24 protein-coding genes and 1 tRNA gene are annotated in these 21634 nt (G+C 63.9%); 10 read left to right on the top strand and 15 right to left on the bottom strand.

Features of this window, described 5'->3' with window-relative positions; genetic code table 11:
- The first annotated feature begins 54 nt into the window (after window positions 1-54).
- On the top strand, window positions 55-816 hold the full coding sequence (locus IVB23_RS36760; RefSeq protein WP_245524696.1) for a glycosyltransferase family 2 protein: 762 nt from the start codon (window positions 55-57) through the stop codon (window positions 814-816).
- A 118-nt stretch (window positions 817-934) separates the two neighbouring features.
- Here the strand turns inward: IVB23_RS36760 and IVB23_RS36755 are convergent.
- Window positions 935-1010, bottom strand: a tRNA-Trp gene (locus IVB23_RS36755).
- Window positions 1011-1157: 147 nt separating this feature from the next.
- On the opposite strand from IVB23_RS36755, the gene IVB23_RS36750 reads away from it, so the two are divergent.
- Window positions 1158-2393, top strand: a complete 1236-nt coding sequence (locus IVB23_RS36750; protein WP_247801907.1) for a serine hydrolase domain-containing protein — start codon at window positions 1158-1160, stop codon at window positions 2391-2393.
- A gap of 149 nt (window positions 2394-2542) precedes the next feature.
- Here IVB23_RS36750 and IVB23_RS36745 read toward each other — a convergent pair whose 3' ends face one another.
- Window positions 2543-3310 (bottom strand): SDR family oxidoreductase, encoded by a 768-nt coding sequence (locus IVB23_RS36745; RefSeq protein WP_061876915.1) that lies wholly within the window; start codon window positions 3308-3310, stop codon window positions 2543-2545.
- Window positions 3311-3452: 142 nt separating this feature from the next.
- Window positions 3453-4151, bottom strand: coding sequence for a histidine phosphatase family protein (locus IVB23_RS36740; protein ID WP_061876916.1), 699 nt, complete (start codon window positions 4149-4151; stop codon window positions 3453-3455).
- A 133-nt stretch (window positions 4152-4284) separates the two neighbouring features.
- On the opposite strand from IVB23_RS36740, the gene IVB23_RS36735 reads away from it, so the two are divergent.
- The 3 genes from IVB23_RS36735 (at window position 4285) to IVB23_RS36725 (ending at window position 7956) form a co-directional block, all read left to right on the top strand.
- Complete coding sequence (locus IVB23_RS36735) at window positions 4285-5070, top strand: SDR family oxidoreductase (protein WP_061876917.1); 786 nt, start codon at window positions 4285-4287, stop codon at window positions 5068-5070.
- Window positions 5071-6204: 1134 nt separating this feature from the next.
- Complete coding sequence (gene argE / locus IVB23_RS36730; RefSeq protein WP_247801906.1) at window positions 6205-7377, top strand: acetylornithine deacetylase; 1173 nt, start codon at window positions 6205-6207, stop codon at window positions 7375-7377.
- 282 nt (window positions 7378-7659) lie between these two features.
- Window positions 7660-7956 (top strand): GIY-YIG nuclease family protein, encoded by a 297-nt coding sequence (locus IVB23_RS36725; RefSeq protein ID WP_061877010.1) that lies wholly within the window; start codon window positions 7660-7662, stop codon window positions 7954-7956.
- A gap of 127 nt (window positions 7957-8083) precedes the next feature.
- On the opposite strand, the gene IVB23_RS36720 is transcribed toward IVB23_RS36725, so the two are convergent.
- Together IVB23_RS36720 and IVB23_RS36715 are read right to left on the bottom strand one after the other, a co-directional pair.
- Window positions 8084-9142, bottom strand: coding sequence for a phosphotransferase family protein (locus IVB23_RS36720; protein ID WP_061877011.1), 1059 nt, complete (start codon window positions 9140-9142; stop codon window positions 8084-8086).
- A gap of 131 nt (window positions 9143-9273) precedes the next feature.
- Entirely contained in the window at window positions 9274-10509 is a 1236-nt protein-coding gene (locus IVB23_RS36715; protein ID WP_197967611.1) for an acyl-CoA dehydrogenase family protein, read from the bottom strand.
- Window positions 10510-10715: 206 nt separating this feature from the next.
- Between IVB23_RS36715 and IVB23_RS36710 the strand changes: the two genes are divergently transcribed.
- Window positions 10716-11381, top strand: coding sequence for a TetR/AcrR family transcriptional regulator (locus IVB23_RS36710; RefSeq protein WP_247801904.1), 666 nt, complete (start codon window positions 10716-10718; stop codon window positions 11379-11381).
- Window positions 11382-11471: 90 nt separating this feature from the next.
- Here the strand turns inward: IVB23_RS36710 and IVB23_RS36705 are convergent, their stop codons facing one another.
- The 3 genes from IVB23_RS36705 to IVB23_RS36695 all read right to left on the bottom strand — a co-directional run bounded on the left by IVB23_RS36705 (window position 11472) and on the right by IVB23_RS36695 (window position 14471).
- Window positions 11472-11687 carry a hypothetical protein gene (locus tag IVB23_RS36705; protein WP_014494475.1) on the bottom strand — a complete coding sequence of 72 codons (216 nt, stop codon included), beginning with the start codon at window positions 11685-11687 and terminating at the stop codon, window positions 11472-11474.
- A gap of 168 nt (window positions 11688-11855) precedes the next feature.
- Window positions 11856-13085 (bottom strand): CaiB/BaiF CoA-transferase family protein, encoded by a 1230-nt coding sequence (locus IVB23_RS36700; RefSeq protein WP_247801902.1) that lies wholly within the window; start codon window positions 13083-13085, stop codon window positions 11856-11858.
- Between the two features lie 180 nt (window positions 13086-13265).
- Window positions 13266-14471 carry an MFS transporter gene (locus tag IVB23_RS36695; protein WP_247801900.1) on the bottom strand — a complete coding sequence of 402 codons (1206 nt, stop codon included), beginning with the start codon at window positions 14469-14471 and terminating at the stop codon, window positions 13266-13268.
- Between the two features lie 187 nt (window positions 14472-14658).
- Between IVB23_RS36695 and IVB23_RS36690 the strand changes: the two genes are divergently transcribed.
- Window positions 14659-14916, top strand: coding sequence for a type II toxin-antitoxin system Phd/YefM family antitoxin (locus IVB23_RS36690; RefSeq protein WP_061877016.1), 258 nt, complete (start codon window positions 14659-14661; stop codon window positions 14914-14916).
- Window positions 14913-15296, top strand: a complete 384-nt coding sequence (locus IVB23_RS36685; RefSeq protein WP_061877017.1) for a type II toxin-antitoxin system VapC family toxin — start codon at window positions 14913-14915, stop codon at window positions 15294-15296. Before IVB23_RS36690 ends, IVB23_RS36685 begins: the two co-directional genes overlap by 4 nt.
- A 66-nt stretch (window positions 15297-15362) precedes the next feature.
- Here the strand turns inward: IVB23_RS36685 and IVB23_RS36680 are convergent, their stop codons facing one another.
- The 5 genes from IVB23_RS36680 to IVB23_RS36660 form a co-directional block, all read right to left on the bottom strand.
- Complete coding sequence (locus tag IVB23_RS36680) at window positions 15363-15533, bottom strand: hypothetical protein (protein ID WP_197488619.1); 171 nt, start codon at window positions 15531-15533, stop codon at window positions 15363-15365.
- Between the two features lie 23 nt (window positions 15534-15556).
- Entirely contained in the window at window positions 15557-15760 is a 204-nt protein-coding gene (locus IVB23_RS36675; RefSeq protein WP_061030115.1) for a hypothetical protein, read from the bottom strand.
- 26 nt (window positions 15761-15786) lie between these two features.
- Complete coding sequence (locus IVB23_RS36670; protein WP_197967614.1) at window positions 15787-17121, bottom strand: sorbosone dehydrogenase family protein; 1335 nt, start codon at window positions 17119-17121, stop codon at window positions 15787-15789.
- The gene (locus IVB23_RS36665) at window positions 17118-17570 is read right to left on the bottom strand and encodes a DUF2231 domain-containing protein (protein WP_061877019.1); all 453 of its coding nucleotides are present in this window, start codon (window positions 17568-17570) and stop codon (window positions 17118-17120) included. The genes IVB23_RS36670 and IVB23_RS36665 overlap by 4 nt, the downstream gene beginning before the upstream one ends.
- Window positions 17571-17867: 297 nt before the next feature.
- A complete protein-coding gene (locus tag IVB23_RS36660) occupies window positions 17868-18434 on the bottom strand; it encodes an HPF/RaiA family ribosome-associated protein (protein ID WP_061877020.1) in 567 nt (188 codons plus the stop codon).
- Between the two features lie 174 nt (window positions 18435-18608).
- Between IVB23_RS36660 and IVB23_RS36655 the strand changes: the two genes are divergently transcribed.
- Window positions 18609-19037, top strand: a complete 429-nt coding sequence (locus IVB23_RS36655) for a DUF2267 domain-containing protein (RefSeq protein ID WP_245311862.1) — start codon at window positions 18609-18611, stop codon at window positions 19035-19037.
- Window positions 19038-19349: 312 nt separating this feature from the next.
- Here the strand turns inward: IVB23_RS36655 and IVB23_RS36650 are convergent, their stop codons facing one another.
- Window positions 19350-19541, bottom strand: a complete 192-nt coding sequence (locus IVB23_RS36650) for a hypothetical protein (RefSeq protein WP_247801898.1) — start codon at window positions 19539-19541, stop codon at window positions 19350-19352.
- A gap of 332 nt (window positions 19542-19873) precedes the next feature.
- Between IVB23_RS36650 and IVB23_RS36645 the strand changes: the two genes are divergently transcribed.
- Window positions 19874-20110 carry a hypothetical protein gene (locus IVB23_RS36645; RefSeq protein WP_028182355.1) on the top strand — a complete coding sequence of 79 codons (237 nt, stop codon included), beginning with the start codon at window positions 19874-19876 and terminating at the stop codon, window positions 20108-20110.
- A gap of 278 nt (window positions 20111-20388) precedes the next feature.
- On the opposite strand, the gene IVB23_RS36640 is transcribed toward IVB23_RS36645, so the two are convergent.
- Window positions 20389-21585 carry a ferric reductase-like transmembrane domain-containing protein gene (locus IVB23_RS36640; protein WP_346659131.1) on the bottom strand — a complete coding sequence of 399 codons (1197 nt, stop codon included), beginning with the start codon at window positions 21583-21585 and terminating at the stop codon, window positions 20389-20391.
- Between the last annotated feature and the right edge of the window lie 49 nt (window positions 21586-21634).

The raw sequence follows: 21634 nt of genomic DNA, 5'->3' as shown, positions 1-21634 counted from the left end.
AGACTTGCATGGGGGCCATCGGGACAGAGTGGCCCCGCCAACGGGCGGCATATGATGACACCTTCCAGAGCGGCAAAAAGGCTTACGATCGTCATCCCTGCACTGAACGAGCAGGACAAGATCGCCGACACCATCGGCGGTGTGCTGCCGCTCGCACGCGAGCTGCTCGACGATTTCGAGATCTTCCTGATCGACGACGGCAGCACCGATGCCACCGGCACGATCATGGACGAGTTCGCCGCCGGCGAGCCGCGCATCATCGTGCAGCATAACCCCGAACGGCGGGGTGTCGGCGCCGGCTTCGAATTCGCCCTGTCGCGCGCGAAGTTCGATGCCATCACGCTCATTCCCGGCGATCACGCCTTTCAAAACGAAGGGATCGCCCGGATGTTCAAGGCGGCGGGCGCCGCCGACATCGTCATCACCTATCGCGACAACCAGTCGGACCGCTCGATCAACCGCTCGATCCAGTCGCATTCCCTGCGGTTCATCCTGAACTGCCTGTTCCGCTTCTGGCTGTCCGACTACCACAGCATGATCGTCTACCCCGTGAAATGGCTGCGCCAGATCGCGGTCAAGGCCGACGGCTACGGCTATCAGATCTGCGCATTGATCTCGCTGCTCCAGCTCGGGCTCACCCACGTCCAGGTCCCCGTGAGCCTGAATGCCGAGCTGAAGGGCTCGTCCCGCGCGCTGCGGCTGCGCACCTATTTCGAGCTCGTCGGGACCATCGTCTCGCTGCTGCGTCGCGTTCCCATCCGGAATGTCGATCTCAGTCAGATCCCCCTCGACGCGGAACGCGCCCCCGCACGTTAAGCGACGCCTCGCAGGCCTCGGCGCCGGACTGCGGACATTTGGGCCGGCTTTTGGCTGTTCGTACGTGGGACGCCATATCCCTATCCCGCCAGCATCTAATCTAAGTGACTGATTTTACTGGCAGGAGTGGCAGGGCTCGAACCTGCGACCCCCGGTTTTGGAGACCGGTGCTCTACCAATTGAGCTACACTCCTACGAACCCGCGTCACCGCGGATCAGGGGCGCTTTCAAGCACAAGGGACGGCCGGTTTGCAAGGGTGAACCGCGCCGGCTTCGCTTGTTTGTGCCGGGGTTTCTGGGCCACAGTCCGTTGGCGATAACAAAAACAACCGGGAGTGCCCATGACCACGACAGCGACCGCCACAGCCGCCCCACAGGCCACGACCGCGCTGCAGACCCCGCCTGTGCCGGATGCACGTCCCGAGACGCTCGGGCTGTCGCGTTCCCGTCTCCAGGCCATGTCGGACGCGTTCAAGCGCGAGATCGACAAGGGAACCGTTCCCGGCGTCACCGTGCTGGTGGCAAGGGGCGGCCAGATCGGTTGGTTCGAGGCGCTCGGCAAGCAAGGCCCGGCGGGCCCGGCGCCGATGGCGCGCGATTCCATCTTCCGCATCTTCTCGATGACCAAGCCGATCGTCTCGGTCGGCATCATGGCGCTGGTCGAGGATGGCCTGCTCCTGCTCAGCGACGCCGTCGCAAAATTCATCCCGGAATTTGCGAGCCAGCAGGTCGGCGTCGTCAAGGACGGCAAGTTGGAGTTGGTGCCCCCGACGCGGCCCATGACCGTGCAGGACCTGCTCCGCCACACCTCCGGCCTCACCTACGAGCACCAAGGCGACGGCCCCGTGCACAAGCTCTACCAGGAGTCCCGCGTCCGCAGCCGCAAGATCAGCAACGCCGAGCATGCCGCGCTGGTGGCGGGCTTTCCGCTGGTCTGCCAGCCCGGCGCCGAGTTCAACTACAGCCGCTCCACCGACATCCTCGGCCGCATCATCGAGGTCGTCAGCGGCAGGACGCTCGGCGCGTTCCTCACCGAGCGCGTGCTCGCGCCGCTTCAGATGGCCGAGACCGGCTTCTCGACCAGCGAGGCCAATGCCGGCCGGCTCGCCGAGCCGTTCGCGGCCGATCCCTGGACCGGCGACAAGGTCGCGCTGTTCAACATGCTGGAGCAGCCGGTGATGGAGTCCGGCGGCGGCGGCCTGGTCTCGACCACGATGGACTATGCCCGCTTCTGCCTGATGCTGCGCAATGGCGGCACCCTCGACGGCAACAGGATCATCGGCCGCAAGACGCTGGAGCTGATGGCCTCCGATCACCTCGGGCCAGGCGTCGCGATCAACGGCACCCTGCTCTCGCCCGGCCACGGCTTCGGGCTCGGCTTCGCCGTGCGCAAGGAGGCCGGCATCGCGCCGTTCCCCGGCAGCGTCGGCCAGTATTTCTGGAGCGGCATTGCCGGCACGTTCTTCTGGATCGATCCGAAGGAGGATCTGTTCGCGGTGTTCATGAGCCAGGGCCCGGGCCAGCGCGACTACACACGGACCTTGGTACGGGATCTGGTTTACGCTGCGGTGGATTGAAGTCTCGCTCGTGCCCCGGACGCGACGCAGCGCGTAGCGGTGCGGCGCAGAGCCGGGGCCCATGCCTCTGCAATCTAGCCCTTGGCTTTCTGGGTCCCGGCTCTGCGGAGCGGCACTGCGTGCCGCACCGCGTCCGGGACACGAAACCATCAACTGATCGTCGCGCCGCCGTCGATCACCATGGTCTGGCCGGTCATGAAGTCGCCGGCCTTCGAGCCCAGGAACACCGCCGCGCCGGCGATCTCGTCGGGGATGCCGATACGCAGCAGCGGCGAGCGCGAGGTCGAGGCCTTCAGGTTCTCCGGATTGTCCCACAGCGCCTTGGCGAAATCGGTCTTGATCAGGCCGGGCGCGATGCAGTTCACGCGGATGTTGTGCGGGCCGTATTCACAGGCGAGGTTGCGCGCGAGCTGCATGTCGGCGGCCTTGGAAATCGCGTAGGCACCAAGGATGGTCGAGCCCTTGAGGCCACCGATCGAGGAGACGATGATGATGGAGCCGTCCTTGCGCTCGATCATCTGCGGCACGACCATCGAGATCAGCCAGTTGTTGGCGACGATGTTGTTGTCGAGAATCTTCCTGAACTGATCGTCGGAGATGCCGGCGAGCGGGCCGTAATACGGGTTCGAGGCGGCGTTGCAGACCAGCACGTCGATCTTGCCGAAGGCGCGGTTGCTCTCGTCGACGAGGTTTTGCAGGTTTTCTTTCGACGAGATGTTGGCAGCGATCGCGACCGCGGTGCCCTTGCCGTATTTATCGTTGATGCCCTTTGCCACCTGTTCGCAGACATCGGCCTTGCGCGAGGAGATCACCACCTTGGCGCCGTGCTCGGCCATGCGCTCGGCGATCGCAAGCCCGATGCCGCGCGTCGATCCCGTGATGACGGCGACTTTTCCCTTCATGTCGAACAAGGTCATGTGTCTCTCCCTGATTGATCTTGAATATTCAACGTCATCCCGGGGCGATGCTAAGCATCGAACCCGGGATCTCGAGATTCCCCGGTGCGCAATTGCGCACCTGTGGTCTGGTCCTTCGGACCATCCCGGAATGACGGCCTACTCAGGCCAGCTTCTTGACTTCCGGCCCCGCCGGCTGATGCATCGCCGCGTGCGCAGCATCCGCGATCCACGGCTGCTGGTTCACCATCGGCAGCCGCCAGACCTTGCGCTCTGGACTCGCAAAATAGTCCAGTCGCGTCACCGAGCAATTGTCGATATCGAACGACAGCCCACGTTCCGGCTGGCCATCGAGCGCGAGCCCCAGCGCCGCCTTGATGGTGCCGCCATGCGCGACTGCGATGATGTCCTGTCCGGCCGCCTCGTTGGTGATCCGCTCGATGGTGCGGCGCGTGCGGTTGTAGAGGTCCATGAAGCTCTCGCCGCCGGGCGCGGGCTCGTTGATGTCGGCGAACCAGCTGGCGCCGACGGGGCGGCTCGCGATGAACTGGGCCCGGTTCATGCCCTGCCAGCGGCCGAGATTCTGCTCGGCGAGATCCGCTTCCCACTTCATCGACGCAGGCCTTGGAAAGCCGGCCGCCCAGATCGCCTCGGCGGTCTGGTGGGTGCGCATCAGGTTGCTCGAATACCAGACCGCCGTGCGTGGCAGCACCTTGGCAACAGCATTGAACACATAGGTATCGCTGGTATCGCAGGCGATGTCGGACTGTCCGTAGATGTTGCCGCCGTCATTGCGCACCGGCGCGTGTCGGACCCACCACCATCGCGTGACGACCACATTTGGCTTGTCTGCACCCGCCATCGAAACCCTTCCATCCCGTCTGATGTCGCTGTACGTCAGTAACGAACGTGTCTCAAGACACTTTACCGTTTGAAATCTTGTTTGAAATTCCGTCGCGCGGCAAGCGTCGCGCGCCAGCAAAAGGGAGAAACGCATGGGCCGCCTGCAAGGCAAATCCGTCATCATCACCGGCGCGGGCAGCGGCATCGGTCGCGCGGCTGCGCTGCTGTTCACCAGGGAAGGCGCCAAGCTGATCGCAGTCGATCGCACCGAGGCGGTGAAGGAGACCGTCGACGAGGTGAAGAAGGCCGGCGGCATCGCGGAAGCCATGATCGCGGATGCCGGCTCCGAAAACGACGTCATCGCCGTGATCGACAAGGCTGTGAAGACGCATGGCCGGCTCGACGTGATCTGGGCCAATGCCGGCATCTCCGGCGGCCTCGTTCCGATTCCCGAGCAGACCGTCGAGCACTGGCAGGAGATCCTGCGCATCAACCTGATCGGGCCGTTCCTCGCGGTGAAACATGCGATGCCGCACATGATCAAGCAGCAGTCGGGCGCGATCGTGCTGACGGCGTCCGTCGCGGGCCTCAAGGCCGGCGCCAGCGGCCATCCTTATGCGGCGAGCAAGGCCGGCGTGATCAGCCTGGTGCAGACCACGGCCTATTCGCTCACCGGCACCGGCGTGCGCATCAACGCGGTCTGCCCCGGCCTGATCGAGACCGGCATGACCAAGCCGATCTTCGACCGCGCCAAGGAGCGCGGCACCCAGGACAAGATCGGCCAGCTCAATCCGCTCAAGCGCCCGGGCCAGCCGCACGAGCTCGCGGCGATGGGACTGTTCCTGGCGAGCGACGAAGCCTCGTATGTCAACGGCCAGGCGTTCCCGGTGGACGGCGGCCTCACGGCGTCGATGCCGTATACGGGCAAGCCGGTTTAGCGGTCTCATGTCCCGGACGCGGTGCGGCACACAGTGACGCGCCGCAGAGCCGGGACCTAGCAAGCCGCAGCACCCGCTGCAACATGGGCCCCGGCTCTGCAGCGCACCGCTGAAGGAGCGCTGCGCTGCGTCCGGGGCACAAGAGCGGAGTGTTCGCGCGCAACTGCATCAACGCCGTCATTGCGAGCGCAGCGAAGCAATCCAGAATCCCTCCGCGGAAAGACTCTGGATTGCTTCGCTGCGCTCGCAATGACGGAGCGTGGGGCGGCGGACATCGCTCTTTCGATTCGCATCTCACCTGCAGACACATCTTCTCGTTCTCGCGGCTGATCTCGCCCGAGCTTTGCCTGGTCGCTTCACCCTCAAATGAAAGAGGGCGCAGGGAAGGCCGGGAGCCCGCTGGCACCCGAGGTCCACTGTGCGGAATCTGCGTAACAAGAAGCTGCACAGCGGCATACAGGTGTAGCCAGGACATCCCGGCCTTCCCTGCGCAGTGGTTTTACGGCTTATGTCGCGATCTCCCCGGGGAGCGATGCACTATTGCCCCCGTCGCCTTGCGGATGACTGACGCTGCGAGCCCGGTCGGGCCGCAACGTCACCGCAACACTTGACGCACAGACCCCGGGCGCCAGGACCACACGATTTTGCCGTACGCTGATGGCACCGGTCGTATGCGCGACGACCTTGCTCACGGTTGCCCGCCCTGCAAGCCCGTTCGTGCCAACGCCATCTGCGTCCACCGCCGCCCGGCCCGCGTTCGTGACGATCGCGATACGCCCCTCTTCCATGGGCCGGGTTGCGGCGACACATACGCCGTTTCCGAATTTCGGTAAAGCGGAATATTTTCGGCGAGGCGTCTTGACCGACGGTTTGGGTGTTTTGCCCGACGGGCAACGCAAGGTCTGGTAGCTCTTCCCTCGTCATTCCGGGGCGCGACGAAGGCGCGAACCCGGAATCCATGTCACCGCGGGTGATGCGGCCCGATGGATCCTCAGGTGCGCAATTGCGCACCATAGCTCGATGCTGCGCATCGCTCCGGAATGACGGTTGCGATGTTGATTTGCCCGACCGAGCACCACATTGGTATGGTTCCTGCAAGCGTTTCAGCCTCCATTCCCTCGACAGAACGAGACAATGCCAAGCTCAAGACCCGACCGGATCCGAAAACTCCTCGCCGACCTCGTCGGTTTCGACACCATCAGCGACCGCACCAACCTGCCCCTGATCGCCCATATCGAGAGCTACCTCGCCACATTCGGCATCAAGGGCGAGCGCGTTACCGACGAGACCGGCGAGAAGGCCGCGCTGTGGGCCACGATTGGCCCCGAGGACCGGCCGGGCCTCGTGCTGTCGGGCCATACCGACGTGGTGCCTGTCGTGGGCCAGGACTGGAGCTATGATCCGTTCAAGCTGGTGGAGCGCGACGGCAAGCTCTACGGCCGCGGCACCACCGACATGAAGGGATTTGTGGCGGTCTGCCTCGCCATGGTGCCGGAGATGGTGGAGGCGAGACTCAAAACGCCGATTCATCTGGCGATCTCCTATGACGAGGAGATCGGCTGCGTCGGCGTGCGGCCGATGCTGCACGAGGTCGCGAAGAAGAAGGTCAAGCCGCTCGGCGCCTTCATCGGCGAGCCGACCCAGATGCAGGTGATCATCGGCCACAAGGGCAAGCACGGCGTGCGCGCCACCTTTCGCGGCCTCGCTCGGCATTCCTCGATCGCGCCCGACGGCGTCAACGCGATCGAATATGCCGCCGAGCTGATTGTCGAGATCCGCCGCCGCGCCGAGAAGCTTGCGGCCGTGCGCTCGACGGACAGCCTCTACGACGTTCCGCACTCGACGCTGCTCACCAGCATCGTCCACGGCGGCGCGGCGCTCAACATCGTGCCCGACACCTGCACGGTGGATTTCGAATGCCGCGGCATCGGCATCACTGAGTCGCGCGAGGTCACGGATGCGATCGTCGCCTGGGCCAAGGCCGAGCTCGAGCCGGCGATGAAGGCGAGGCATCCGGAGTGCGGCATCGATTTCGAGGAGATCCTCGACTACCCCGCCCTCGACACGCAAGCAGATGCCGCGATCGTCACGCTCGCCAAAAGCCTGGCGGGACGCAACGACCATGCCAAGGTCGCCTTCGGCACCGAGGCGAGCCTGTTCTCCAGCATGGCCGATATCCCGTCGGTGGTGATCGGCCCCGGCTCGATCGCGCAGGCGCATACGCCCGATGAGTTCGTGGAGATGGCGGAGCTGGAGAAATGCGCAGGATTTGTGGAGAGACTGATCGCGCATTGTAAGAACGCGTAGGCAATATCGGCGACGTGACTGGGTCCCGGCTCTGCGGAGCAGCACTTCGTGCTGCACCGCGTCCGGGACACGAGAGTATGGTCAGAGGGCTTGCTGCTCAGACTAATTTTGCCGCTTCTTCGAGCTGAGCGCAGCGTAATCGTCGAAGCCACGACCCGGATCTCGTGTCCCGGACGCGGTGCGTCACGAAGTGACGCTCCGCAGAGCCGGGACCCAGAATGCTTGGCGAAGGCATCGAACCATGCAACTCTTGGGCGCATCTCCGGCCAAGATTGCACGACCATGCCTTACTTCGTATATATCCTTGCAAGCAAACGAAACGGTACTCTCTACATCGGCGTTACGAACGACATCGTCCGCCGAGTCGGCGAGCACAAAGCCAAGCTCATCCCCGGATTCACGCGGCAGTATGACGTGACACTGCTCGTCTATTTCGAAGCGTTTGAGTCGGTACTCGAAGCACGCTCACGCGAGCATTCGCTAAAGCGCTGGCGACGTGCGTGGAAGCTCAAGCTAATCGAAGGGCTCAATCCGGATTGGCGCGATCTAACGGATGAGCTGAATACTTTGGCAACATGACTGGGTCCCGGCTCTGCGGAGCAGCACTTCGTGCTGCACCGCGTCCGGGACACGAGCGGGGTGCGGAACAGCACAAGAGTGCGCCACAAAGCAAGAACGCGCGGCCATCGGCCGCGCCATTGATTCCCTACACCGCGCCCGCCTTCTGCGCGTATTCCCACGACGCCTTCGACAGCGGCACGGTGCGCTTGGCGGATTCGAGCGCCTTGGCGTTCGCCGCGGTGCCGTCGCGGACGCGGCCGGCGATTCCTTGCGTGATGCCGGCGAGACGGAACAGATTGTACGAGAAATACCAGTTGAGATCGGGCACCGTCATCTTCGTGACGTTGCAGTAGATCTGGGCGGCCTCTTCCAGGCTCGGGATGTTGAGCGCCTTGAGGTCGGCGCCCTCGAGGCCCGGCATGATCCACTGCATCAAAAGATAGGTGAAGTCGGCCATGGGATCGCCAAGCGTCGACAGCTCCCAGTCCAGCACCGCCTGCACGCGCGGTTCCGTCGCGTGGAAGATCATGTTGTCGAGGCGATAGTCGCCGTGGACGATAGAGACGCGCGCCTGCTCCGGCACCGTCCTCGGCAGCCATTCGGCGACCTTCTCGAACTCGGGAATGTGCTGGGTCTCGGATGCCCGATACTGCTTGGTCCAGCGATCGATCTGGCGCGCGAAATAGTTGCCGGGCTTGCCGAAGTCACCTAGGCCGATCGCGTTGGGATCGTACATGTGGAGCTTCGCCAGCGTCTCGATCTTGCTGGTGAAGATCTTGCGCCGGTCGTCCGGCGCCTGGCTCGGCAGCGTCGGATCCCAGAACACCCGCCCCTCCTCCATCGACATGATGTAGAAGGCCGCACCAATGACGCTGTCGTCCTGGCACAGCGCATAGGCGCGCGCGACCGGAAAGCCCTGTTTACCGAGCGCGGCGATCACGCGATATTCGCGGTCGACCGCATGCGCCGAGGGCAGCAATTTGCCGAACGGCTTGCGGCGCATCACGTAGGAGCGGTTCGGCGTGTTGAGGCGATAGGTCGGGTTGGACTGGCCGCCCTTGAACTGGAGCACGACCAGCGGGCCTTCGAAGCCTTCGACGTTCTCGCGCATCCACGCCTCGAGCCGCAGTTCGTCGAAGCGATGACGCTCCTCGACCGGCTTGGTGCCCGAGAACTCCTCGTCTTTCCTGACGCCGTCAGCCACGGTGACGCTCCCTCTTCAGTCCGAACATGATCCTAATCGGTAACCGCTGACGCACTTGCGTCAAGCGGTTACCGCAATTGGATCATGCGCCGTCGTTTCTTCAAGTCGGGAGCGCCGCAGGGCTCCCCCGCTTAGTGATTGGGAGAGTTGGCATACTTCCGAACTTCGAGCCTGGCAATGGCGCGGTTATGCACCTCGTCCGGACCGTCGGCGAGACGGAGCGTGCGGATGTGGGCATAGTCCTTGGCAAGACCCGCCTCGTCCGACACTCCGGCGCCGCCGAACGACTGGATCGCCTCGTCGATGATCTTCAGCGCCATGTTGGGAGCGGCGACCTTGATCATGGCGATCTCGGCCTGCGCGGTCTTGTTGCCGACCTTGTCCATCATGTCGGCCGCCTTGAGGCAGAGCAGACGCGTCATCTCGATGTTGGTGCGGGCTTCGCCGATGCGCTGCTCCCACACGGAGTGCTCGACGATCTTCTTACCGAAGGCGGTGCGCGAGGTGAGCCGCTTCACCATCTTCTCCAGCGCCTCCTCGGCCTTGCCGATGGTGCGCATGCAATGATGGATGCGGCCGGGGCCCAGACGGCCCTGCGCGATCTCGAAACCGCGGCCCTCGCCGAGCAGGATGTTCTCCTTCGGCACGCGGACGTTCTCGAGCAGCACCTGGGCGTGGCCGTGCGGGGCGTCGTCGAAGCCGAACACCGGCAGCATCTTCTCGACCTTGATACCGGGCGTGTCGAGCGGAACCAGGATCTGGGACTGCTGCTGGTGCTTGGCCGCCTTGAAATCGGTCTTGCCCATCAGAATCGCGATCTTGCAGCGGGGATCGCCGACGCCGGACGACCACCATTTGCGGCCGTTGATGACGTAGTGGTCGCCGTCGCGCTCGATGCGGGTCTCGATGTTGGTGGCGTCGGACGAGGCGACCGCCGGTTCCGTCATCAGGAAGGCGGAGCGGATCTCGCCGTCCATCAGCGGGCGCAGCCATTTGCGCTTCTGCTCCTTGGTGCCGTACCGCATGAACACTTCCATGTTGCCGGTATCAGGCGCGGAGCAGTTGAACACCTCGGAGGCCCAGGTGATGCGGCCCATCTCTTCGGACAAGAGCGCGTATTCGAGATTGGTCAATCCCGCACCGCGGAATTCATCATCTTCATGCTCGTTCGGCGGCATGAACATGTTCCAGAGGCCTTCGGCCTTCGCCTTCTTCTTGAGGTCCTCGAGGATCGGGATCACCTTCCAGCGCTCGCCACTGTGGTCCTGCTGATCGTAGATCGGCACCGCCGGGCGCACGTGCTTGGCCATGAAGGACCGCACGCGGTCGAGCCATTCCTTCTGCTTGGTGGACAGATCAAAATCCATGGGACGCTCCTCGTTTTTCTCTCTCGCAAACCCTTTTGCGCCGGACTGTCCTCCCGCCGCGCGCGGCCCGCAAGCGCGAAGCTGCGAGGCGCACCGGAACCCATCACAGTTGCGAATGAGTTCTGATTGCGGATTGACTTTCCCGGCCTTCAAACGATAGTTTCATACAACTGTTTGAATTGCAACTCCCCTCCCTGAGGGCTCCCATGGCCAGCGATCATACGAGGTCTGCCATTCTCGCCGCCGCCGAACGGCTCTACGCCGATCGCGGCTTCGGCGACGTGACGCTGCGCGACATCGTCGCGGAGGCCAATGTCAACCTGGCGGCGGTGAACTATCATTTCGGCTCGAAGGACGAGCTGATCGCGGAGCTGTTCGTCACACGCTCGATCGCCACCAACCGCGAGCGCCTGCGCGAACTGAAGGCGGCGGAAGAGCAAGGCGGCGGCCGCGCGCCGATCGAGGTGATCCTGCGCGCGCTGGTCGGGCCGACCCTGCGCGGCTGCCTTGGCCCGCAGAACCAGCGCTCCACCGCCGCGCGCTTCATGATCCGCGCCTCGATCGAATCCGTGCCGCCGATCCGCCGCATCAAGAACCGCGAGATCGACCATTTGCGGAAATTCGCCGGCGCGATGCGCCGCGCCCTGCCCGAGCGCAGCGAGGTCGATATCTACTGGGGCCTCAACTTCGCGCTCGCGATGGCGCACCACACCATCCGCGAGAGCGAACGGCTGACGAAGCTGTCTGAAAGCAAATGCGACCTCGACGACGTCGAGGACGTGGTCGCGCGCGTGGTCAGCGTCGCGACGATGGCGCTGACGGCGGGAAAAGTCGAGGCAAAGCCGCGCGCACTGGCGCGGGATGCGCGCTGATCGAGAATATCGGTCGAAAGCCGTGCGAGGTCAGTCCCGCTTGCGGCAAGACCTCGGACATCCGCAGTCTAAATTAGCGGCGACAGCGGGCTACACCCGCTGCGGCATCTCCTCGGCCTCTTCCTTGGCGAGCAGCAGCAGCATCTCGATGCCCATCTCGCCTTCCTGCGGCGAGCGGATGAACTTTATTTCGTCGGCGCTCTGCCGCAGCGCAGCAATGATAGCGACGGCCTGATTGGCGGTGGCCGCCTCGGTCGCCAGAATGGCCTTCTGGTCCTTGGCCTGGAACCCGATCGTGTAGGACATTCACTTCCCTCCCGAACTCAAGTGGAGGGATCGAATCAGAGTCTCGCGCGAAGGGGAAGCCAGTGCGACTACGGACCGGGATTATTTGGGGATTGCGCGCAAGCTTCAGGCAAGCCCCAGCATCCTCGGCCGTCGCACGGTCGCGCCGAGGCTTGCGCTCCCCTCCGGCTAGATGATCCCCTGCTTCTTCAACGCCTCGATCTTGCCGGCATCATAGCCGAGCTTGCCGCCGAGCACCTCCTGGGTGTGCTCCCCTAGCAGCGGCGGAGCGCGGTAGGTCTGGATCGGCGTCTCCGAGAGGGTCAGCGCGTTGCGGACCAGCGAAAGATCGGGCTTGAAGGGGTGGTCGACCTTCACCCGCATGCCGCGCGACTGGACGTGCGGATCGGAAAACACCTGCTCGAAATTGTTGATCGGACCTGACGGCACGCCGGCCTCCTCCAGCCTCTCCAGCCAGTAGGCCACGGGCTGTTTCAGGAACAGGCCGGCGAAGATCGCCATGATCTCCTTGCCGTGCACGACGCGATCGTTGTTCTTGACGAAGCGCGGATCGTTCGCGAGGTCGGGCTCGCCGAGGACCGCGCAGGTGCGCTGAAACTGGCCGTCATTGCCGACCACCAGCATCAATTCGCCGTCGGCGCAGCGGAACACGCCGGCCGGCATGCCGCCATTGCCCCAGGTGCCGCGGCGCGGCGGCGTCTTGCCGTTGACGAGATAGATCTGCAGCCAGTGCGACAAGGATGCGATGACGGTATCGAACAGGCAGACGTCGATGTGCTGTCCCTGCCCGCCATTGGCGTCGCGATGGTAGAGCGCCGAGAGAATCCCGATCGAGGCGTTCATGCCGGTCATGTAGTCGACGATCGACGGGCCGACCTTCATCGGGCCCTCGCCCGGCTCGCCGTCGATATGGCCGGTGACGCTCATCAATCCGCCCATCGCCTGCAGGATGGCATCATAGCCGGCACGCGGCGCATACGGCCCGGTCTGGCCGAAGCCCGTCACCGAGCAATAGATGATGCCGGGATTGATCGCCTTGATGGTCTCGTAGTCGAGGCCGTAGCGCTTGAGATCGCCGACCTTGTAGTTCTCCATGAAGACATCGGCGTCCTTGGCGAGCTCGCGGACGATCGCCTGCCCTTCCGGCTTGGCGATGTTGACGGTGACGGACTTCTTGTTGCGGTTGGCGCAGAGATAGAACGAATTGTTGTTGTTGGCCTTGCCCTCGGGGTCGGTCAGGTAAGGGGGGCCGAAGGCGCGCGCGTCGTCGCCGGTGCCCGGCCGCTCGATCTTGATCACCTCCGCTCCGAGATCGCCGAGCATCTGGGCCGACAAGGGCCCGGCAAGCACGCGGGTGAGATCAAGGATCTTGATGCCTGAGAGCGGCAAGGCCGACATATCGATTTCCTCCGGGGAACTGGTCTTGGCGCGGCGGCGAGATCGAAAGGCCGCGCTCCCTGCGGATACACTATTTTCGTGCTCTGAGCACTGCACTGACGGCATACGGCCATCCCCTGCGGGGCAGCGGCGCCAATTCCAGCCCGCAACTTTCCGCACCGCGAATTTCGTCTCGAGGTCTCAGGTTGCGCCTGCAGCGACCACCCGCGGCCGGCGGCGGCCGAGCAGGGCCAGGATCAGCACCGCGGCGCAGGAGAAGACAAAGGTGAGACCGAGCGCACCGCGGCTGCCGAACTGGGTCAGCAGGCCGACGAGGAGCGGCGGCGAGACCGCCGATGCCAGATTGAGCGGCAGTGCGATCATCGACATCGCCTTGGCGAACTCGGCCTGGTCGTAGAACACGAGCGGGATGGTCGCCCGCGCCACGGCCATCGCGCCGCTGCCGGCACCATAGAGCAGGATGAACACCGCGACCGCCCAGGTGGCGCCCTCGCTCATCATCAGCAGCAGCATGGCGATCGGCAATGCGGTGCCCGCCACGAGCCCGGTCGTGATCCCGTCCCACCGCCCGCCACCGAGGAAATCCAGCCCGCGGGCGCTGACCTGGATCACGCCCAGCATCGAGCCGAAGGCGAGCGCCTGCGCCGGCGTCAGCCCCTCCGCCCGCAACAGCTCGATCAGGGTGGCGCTGATGCCGAAAGTGACGAAGGCGTTCAGCGTGATCGCCGCAACGACGAGGCCGAACGTGCTCCTTGGGATCGCAGGCGGCGGCGACCGCCTGGCCGGCTCGGCGCCATCATCCATTGCGATCTGCCGGCGCGGCGCGAAAAACGCATAGAGCGGGAGGCTGACGACGAGCATCATCGCCGCGTAGACGAGGCACGTCCCCCGCCAGCCGAGGTGACCGCTCAGGAACGAGGTGGTCGGCCAGAAGATGCTGCTGGACAGGCCCGTCACCAGCATGAGCGCGCCGATCGCGCTCTTGGCCCGCCGCCCCGCGACCTCGTTCAGCATGATATAGGCGCCGGTCGACAGCGTGGCGCTGCCGGCGATGCCGAGCACGATCCACGCTGCAAAATAAAGCATCGGCTCGCGCGCGAGCGAGAGCAGCACGAAGCCCGGCGCAGTGACGATCGTGCCGACCATCATGACCGTCCGCGCGCCATGCCGCGCAAAGGATTTGGCGAGCAACGGGCCGCACAGTCCCATCGAGACGTAGAGAACGGATGTCCCGGCGAACACCGCCGGCAGGCTCATGCCGAGATCGGCCGCGAGATCGCGCCCGACGATGGCGGGAAGGCCTATCGTACCCCATCCGACCAATTGCGTGATCGCGAGCACCAGCAGGACGCCGATCAGCCTGCCGTCAGATTTCAAGAAGTGCATTCCAAACGTCGCCTGCCTGCCGGGCGCAGATCGCGCCGGCTCACATCTCTTAGCGGCAGATCGCAGGATCGAGGAATGTAAGTTCCGAATGGTAAGAAGCCGCATTCGCAGAGCCGAAGAAGCTCCGCCCGATTGACACGGACCATTCTCTGGTCCATTTTGTGGAAACTCCAAAAGGGACAATGAGATGCGAGTCTCCGTCACCGAGGCCAAGGGACAGTTGACCGATCTCGTCCGCCGTGCAGAAGCCGGCGACGAGGTAATCCTGACGCGACACGGACATCCTGCGGTGCGGCTCGTTCCGATCAAGCTTCCGCCGGACCTTACGACCCGCCGCGCGGTGCTCGAGGCTGCGCGCAAGAACGGCGCAGCCAAAGCCCTTCCCGGCCCGGATGCGGCCCGCAGTCAGGACTTTCTTTTTGGTGACGACGGACTGCCGGAATGATCGCGGTCGATACGTCGGCACTCATGGCAATCGTGCTCGACGAGCCCAAAGCCGATGCCTGCATCGCTGCCCTGGAGACCGCTGACGAAATCCTGATCTCGGCCGCCACCGCTGCCGAGAGCCTGATCGTCGCTGCGCGCCGCGGCGTGCACGAAGAGATGCAGAACCTGATCGCAAATCTCGGCTTCAACGTGATTTCGGTGACCCGAGCCTCCGCTGAGCGCGTAGCGCAGATCTACTCACGTTGGGGCCGAGGAATCCATCCTGCCGGCCTCAACTTTGGCGATTGCTTCGCTTACGATGTCGCAAAGGAGAATGGCTGCGCGCTGCTCTATATCGGCGATGGCTTTGCGCAGACTGATATTACCGCGGCGGTGTAAGTCGCGTGCGAAGCGCTGCGGTGTCTTGCGCGCCGAATTCAAAGAGCTGAGAGCTCGCCCGCCGCATCACGCGGTGTGGCCGGGATCGATGTGCTTCGGCGTCTTCTTGTCCCGCTGCGGCGTCATCTTGGCCGGGTCAGGCGCACCGGGCACGCCGCGCGGCCCGAGCTGCTCGCGCTGGATGTCGTCCTCCGACAGCGGCGGCTCCACGCCGTTCTGCTCACGGGGCTTGGTCACCTCGGCCTCCTTCTCTCGGTGCTCTACACACCGAGCGCGTTGTCGCCGGCTTCGCGGCCGGGCACGCTGACATGGACTTCATGCCCCTCGCGAAGGGCCAGGGATGCCGCGGCCACCGCCGACTCGAAGGCGGCTTCCTTGGTGGCGTATCGGCTCTTGACGTCGCCGTCATGCAGCACGCCCCATTCGTCCTGCACCGGTACGATGGCATATTGAGCAAGGCCCATTGTCGAACTCCTCCCGTTCTCGATGTCTAATGTTGCGTCAGCTGCGGATGCGGCGCGCTCACCCGCCAGACCGTGTTGCCGCTGTCGTCTGCGATCAAAAGCGCGCCGGTCTTGTCGATGGCGACGCCGACGGGGCGGCCGCGCGCCTGGTTGTCGCCGTTGAGAAAGCCCGTGACGACGTCCTGCGGCGGACCGCTCGGCTTGCCATCCGCGAACGGCACGAACACGACCTTGTAGCCGTTGAGCACGTGCCTGTTCCAACTGCCGTGCTCGCCGACGAACGCGCCGCCACGATAGGCCGCGGGCAGACCGGTGCCGGTATTGAAGGCGAGCCCGAGCGGAGCGACATGCGAGCTCAGGGCATAGTCCGGCACGATCGCCTTGGCGACGAGATCCGGCCGCTCCGGCTTGACGCGGGGATCGACGTGCTGGCCGAAATAGCTGTAGGGCCAGCCGTAGAAGCCGCCGTCCTTCACCGAGGTCATGTAGTCGGGGACGAGATCGGGGCCGAGCTCGTCGCGCTCGTTCACCACCGTCCACAGCGCGCCGGTCTGCGGCTCGAAGCTGAGGCCGTTCGGGTTGCGCAGACCGCTTGCGAACACGCGCCAGCGGCCGCTGGCGCGATCGATCTCGAGGATGGCGGCGCGGTTGTGCTCGGCCTCCATGCCGTTCTCGGTGATGTTGCTGTTGGAACCGACGCCGGCATAGAGCTTCGAACCGTCGGGGCTCGCCACCAGGCTCTTGGTCCAGTGATGGTTGATCGGTCCGCCCGGCAGCGGCGTCAGCACCGTGCCCGGCGCGGTGATCTTCGTATCCCCTTCCGTGTAGGGATATCTGACGATCGCGTCGGTGTTGGCAACATAGAGATCGTTGCCGACCAGCGCGACGCCGAACGGCGAATTGAGATGGTCGAGGAACACGCTTTGCGTGTCCGGCACACCGTCGCCATTGCTGTCGCGCAGCAGCGTGATGCGATTGCTCGCGCCGGTATCGCCGCCGGAGGTCGCCCAGGATTCGACGAAACCCATCACGATCTCTTTGGGCCGCTTGATCGGTGCGCCCTTCGGCGCCTTGGATTCCACCACCAGCACGTCACCATTGGGCAGCACGTAGAGCGAGCGCGGGTGCTGCAAGCCCGTGGCAAAGGCCTTGGCCTGCAAGCCCTGCGCAACCGTCGGTGTCTCATCCTTCTTCCAACCGACGATGCGGGCGATATGGATCGGCGGCAGCAAATATTGCTGGATGTCGGGGAGTGTCGGGTTGGCGCCTACTTGCGCCCTGGGATCGCCGCTGCCGTCATTGCAGCCGGCCAGAAACAGCAGCGACGAGCACAACAGCGCGTGAGTGAACAAGTGCTTCATCGCGCAACTCCCACGCCGTGGCGATAGACCATGGCCCAGCCGAGCCAGCCCGTGATCGGCAGGATCAGCACGGTGATCGCGGACAGAACGAGCCCGCTCGGCCACACCGAGGTCCAGGCATCGCGCGTGTGGATCATCGTGTTGAAGATCGCCAGGATCAGCACCACCGCATTGCCGATCAAATGCGGCCAGGCCGGCGCCTGCGCCCGCACCAGCCGGTTACCGAGGAAATCGGTCAGGCCCGCGATGGCCGCCAGCACGCCGAAGATGACGCCGACGAGCAAAAGCCAAGCCGAAAAATCCGCCCACATGATCTCGGCGCTGACGACATAGGCGATGTCAGTCAGCAGCGCCCCGACAAAACACGCGATCGGGATCGGCACCAGCATCGGATGAATGGGATGACCCGCGATCTGCGCGGTGCTGCGCACGCGCACGTCTTCTTGCACGATTGGCCTCGTGTGACTTTTGGCCCCTGCCCGTGCGGCCAACTCAGGCCCGCGATGAAGGTTCCTACCGTTGTGCAGCAAGCCGTGCGCCGACCTCACACGCCGCCCTTGCGCGCTTTCGCCATCGTGAAGCGAGGCCATGGCTCTCCCGCCCATATCCGACGGGAACAACGGCCGGGCCAAATCCTTCACGTAGTCGCGAGCTTCGAGCCCCAGGGCGCAGCCGATCGCTCCGCGCCAATGCGGCCCGAGGCATCCAGCTACTAAACCATCATGCACGATTCAGTGATGGAGCACCTACGTCCGCAAGCTGTGCTTGTTCAGAACCCTGACCGTGCTGGCCCGTGGTCCCTTCTCTCCGAGATCCTCAACAAAGCTGACACGCGAGCCGACAGCGATGCTCGCGCGCCCCTCCACAACGCTGTTACGATTGAAATAGACCTCCTGGCCGTCGGTCCCCTCCAAAAAGCCGAACTCGCCGCTGGGATCGATGCGCACGACGGTCCCAACCGGCAATCCTTCGTGGAGCTTGGTCTGGCCGTGCATCACATGCACCTGGTCCTGCAGCTGCCGCCGTGCGCGCTTGAATGCATCGTCCACCGCAAAGGTCAGATCGGCGTACCGCTCGTCCTGCTTGGGCGTCCGCCCGACATTGACTTCGCGCCCTTCGGGAAGGCACAGGCGGATGCTCACCTGGTATTGACCGCCCGTCTTGTGACGATCACCAGGGCCTCTCACGATGATGCGGCCCGCGGTCGCTCGACCGTAGCGCTTTTCCAGCTCAGCGATGTGCCCGTCGATCGCAGCTTGCAGCTTCGGGGACGCCGTCACGTGCTCGAACTCGATTTGAGCCGGGGTTTGCATGGTCGCGCTCCTCTTATCGGACGGACATTCTGAGCACACGATGCGCCCAAAACTTTGCGTGAGATCAACCCGATCCGATTGGCAATCCGCCGTGGGAACCTTGCGGCACGTCAAAGCATGCCAGCCCGAACCCGCGAATAATCAACGATCGGTCTCTGGTCCGGGAGCAACATCATGAGCATGTCCACTGGTGTGACTGCGTTGGATCATTCGGTCCAGGAAATAAATGTCTGGCTCAAGGCCATCGACGAGCAGCTGGCCCTGGAGAACCGCCACCAGGCCTACAGTGCATTGCGAGCCGTTCTGCATGCGTTGCGTGATCGGTTGCCGCCGGAGGTGGTGGTCAAGCTCGGGGCTCAGCTGCCGATCATGGTGCGAGGTATCTACTACGAGGGCTGGCGCTTGGCGGCAACGCCGACCAAGGAACGGCATATCGAGGAATTTGCGGCACATGTCGCCAGGGAGCTTCCGCCGCAGTTCCCGCTCACTGCGCTCGGCGCCGCCCGCGGCGTCTACGAAGTGCTGTGGGAGAAGCTGGATCCCGGCGAATTCGAGAAGTTGATGGCCCATCTTCCGGCGCCGCTCAGAAATCTACAGGGCTGACCAGACCGGGGGGCGGTGCATGAAACGCGATCAATCGCTCGACGTTTCTGATCGTCACGGTTGCCGATCGACTTCTGGGGGAAGAGGTTCGGCAACTTCCGCACGGCGGAGCCACCGCCGGTGAAACCGCGGATGAAGCGACAGGCCGCCCGAAGGAGTCAGCATGGGATCGCGATGCGCGCGGCGAGCGTCCTTGGGAGGATGGCCCGGACGGCCAGACGTGAGGCAGCATCGTTGTCCTCGTGCGCTTTGCTTCGCTATGAGCGCCTCTCCATCCCTGACGTCGAAACAGCAGCGCTGCCGAACACGTCCCTATTTGCGTCGACCAGTCGACTTGGCCTCCCGAGCCAAGCGCTCCGCCTTCAAGCGCTCGCGGTTGTCTTGAAACGACTGTTGCGCGATTTCATAGTCACTCGGCTGCTTCGTCTTCGTCGTGTCGACCTGCTTGAACAGCTTGTCGGCCTCGCGCTTGGCACGATCCGTGCGATGGTCATTCGTCCTCATTTCGTTGTCCTTCGATTGAGTGAACGCGGCGTCTGCCGGTCACGTTGCCTGATTGTCTGAGGCGAATAGCGCTTGCAGGCGGCTGGACGATCGTCGTGGCTGGCCACCACAGTGCTCGCGCTCATGGCATCTTCGGGCGCGGCTACTCGCAAGCGGGTCCAAGTTAACTCATCGTTCGACCATGAGTTCCCTACCGAGCCCGGATCGAAGAAGAATTAGCTTGGAACATCGGAGCTCTTGCCCCATATTTTCAGGTATCATCGACATCAGCCAACCAGGGCGTCGGTGGCTGAGAGACCGCGCGCGCTCCCGCCTGCAGAGGGTGCGCCGTGATGACCCGGTACTACTTCGACATTAGAGACGGCCAGGATCTCTACCCCGACGAAGAGGGCCTTGATCTCGCCGATCAGAAGGCGGCCGAGATCGAAGCTGCAAGAGCGTTAGGCGATCTGGCCAAGGACCTTCCCCCACTCGATGAGCGCCAGCACATGGCGATCGAGGTTCGAACGATGAGCGGACCAATCTTCCAGGCCGCCTTTGTATTTGAGATTGCCCGGCTGAAGCAATAGGCCGGGTGCTTTCGAGATGGCGCTCGTCTTGCGATCCGCCTGCCGTCTCTGCCCAGCAAGGGACGGAGATACTCTCTTGATGCGATCCAAAACAATAGCAGCGCCGACGCTGGATGCTTGCCACTGGCTCAACAGCGGCCAGCATCCCGACTGGATTTTGATCACCTATTGGTGCAAGCGGAAGATGACTATGCTGGCGTCGCCTCCCTCCAGCTCGCCGCAGGGCACAGCATTCTGGCATTCCGACAGCGAAGTGCGCGGCAGTTTCGATCTCTGCGCTATCGCATCGCGAAGATTTCCTGATGGAACCTGTCGCCGACAGGAAAGCCGTGCGTGGCAAAGTCTCGCCTGAGCGCTTCACCGAAGGCGGTCGGGCCACAGAACCAGATGCTTGCCGTGCGCCATTCCGGCGCCGCTTCGCGAATGCGCTCGCCACTCAGTCGTCCATCACGGGCGTCGACAAGAACGTGCAGGCGTACATCAGCCGAGTGCGCATCTGCTGCAAGCTTTCCCAGCGCCTCCTCGTCGACATCAGCCGTGGTGTGAAAGAGGTGAACCGTCGGCGCAATGGTGCAAGCGGGAGTCCCCGTCTGCATGGCCAGCTCCTTCATGCGGGCGACGAAAGGCGTGATGCCAATGCCGCCACCGATCCAGATCTGGTGCGCGCAATCGTCGTCGAAAGTGAAGCAACCATAGGGCCCTTCCACCTTTACTTCCTGCCCGACGCGGAGCTTCTCCCGCAGCCGGCTGGTGTGGTCGCCCAGTTCCTTGGTGATGAAGGTGATCCTGGGGCTTTCAGCGCTCCAGGCGGACGCGATCGTGTAGGGATGGGCACCCTCCGAGGTGTCCGACGTGGCGAAGGCAAACTGGCCCGGTCTGTGTCCCGGCCAGCCGTGCGGCACCTCGATTTCCGTCTCGATTGCTCTGACGCCGGGATAGTATTTCAGAGAGGTGATCCTGCCATTGACCTGCCGCCCAGCGCCCACACGTCGCAGGAGCGCAAGAACGGCCGCCCACGTGCCGCAGGCAAGCAGCCCGCCCATGATCCAGCCGAGCGGGGACATCCAGTAGCTGAACTTCATCAGAGTGACGGCATGAAAGACCAGCACGAGGTACGCAAGGGCGATGAGCCGATGCGTCTTGTAGAACAGCCGGTAGGGAAACGACTGAACGAGTGCCAGAACGATCAGCACCACAGTCCCATAGAATGCCCACTCGCCGAGCCCCTCCGCCAATCCGCGCAGGCTGGCAAAGAAGGCTTCAATGGGATTCTCGATGATGGGCCTCGCCCCCCGCTCCGGTCGCGCCAGCAGACCCCAGCCAACTGCCCATTTCGGGCCATTGGCCCATAGCCAATGAACAATGGCCGTCACAAGGGCCGTGATGCCGAGCCATTTGTGCAAGCGGTACATCTTGTCGAGGCCGCCGAGCCACGCCTCCGGCCAGCGCGGTCGCAATGCGAGGATCATCGCCATGCTCATGCAACCGATTGCCAGGACGCCGCTTAACTGCACCATCCTCTCG

This window comes from Bradyrhizobium sp. 191, from assembly GCF_023100985.1.
In the GTDB taxonomy this organism is placed as follows: Bacteria; Pseudomonadota; Alphaproteobacteria; order Rhizobiales; family Xanthobacteraceae; genus Bradyrhizobium; species Bradyrhizobium diversitatis.
Note: the sequence above shows the minus strand (reverse complement) of the source record. Positions and strands in the feature narration are given on the sequence as shown.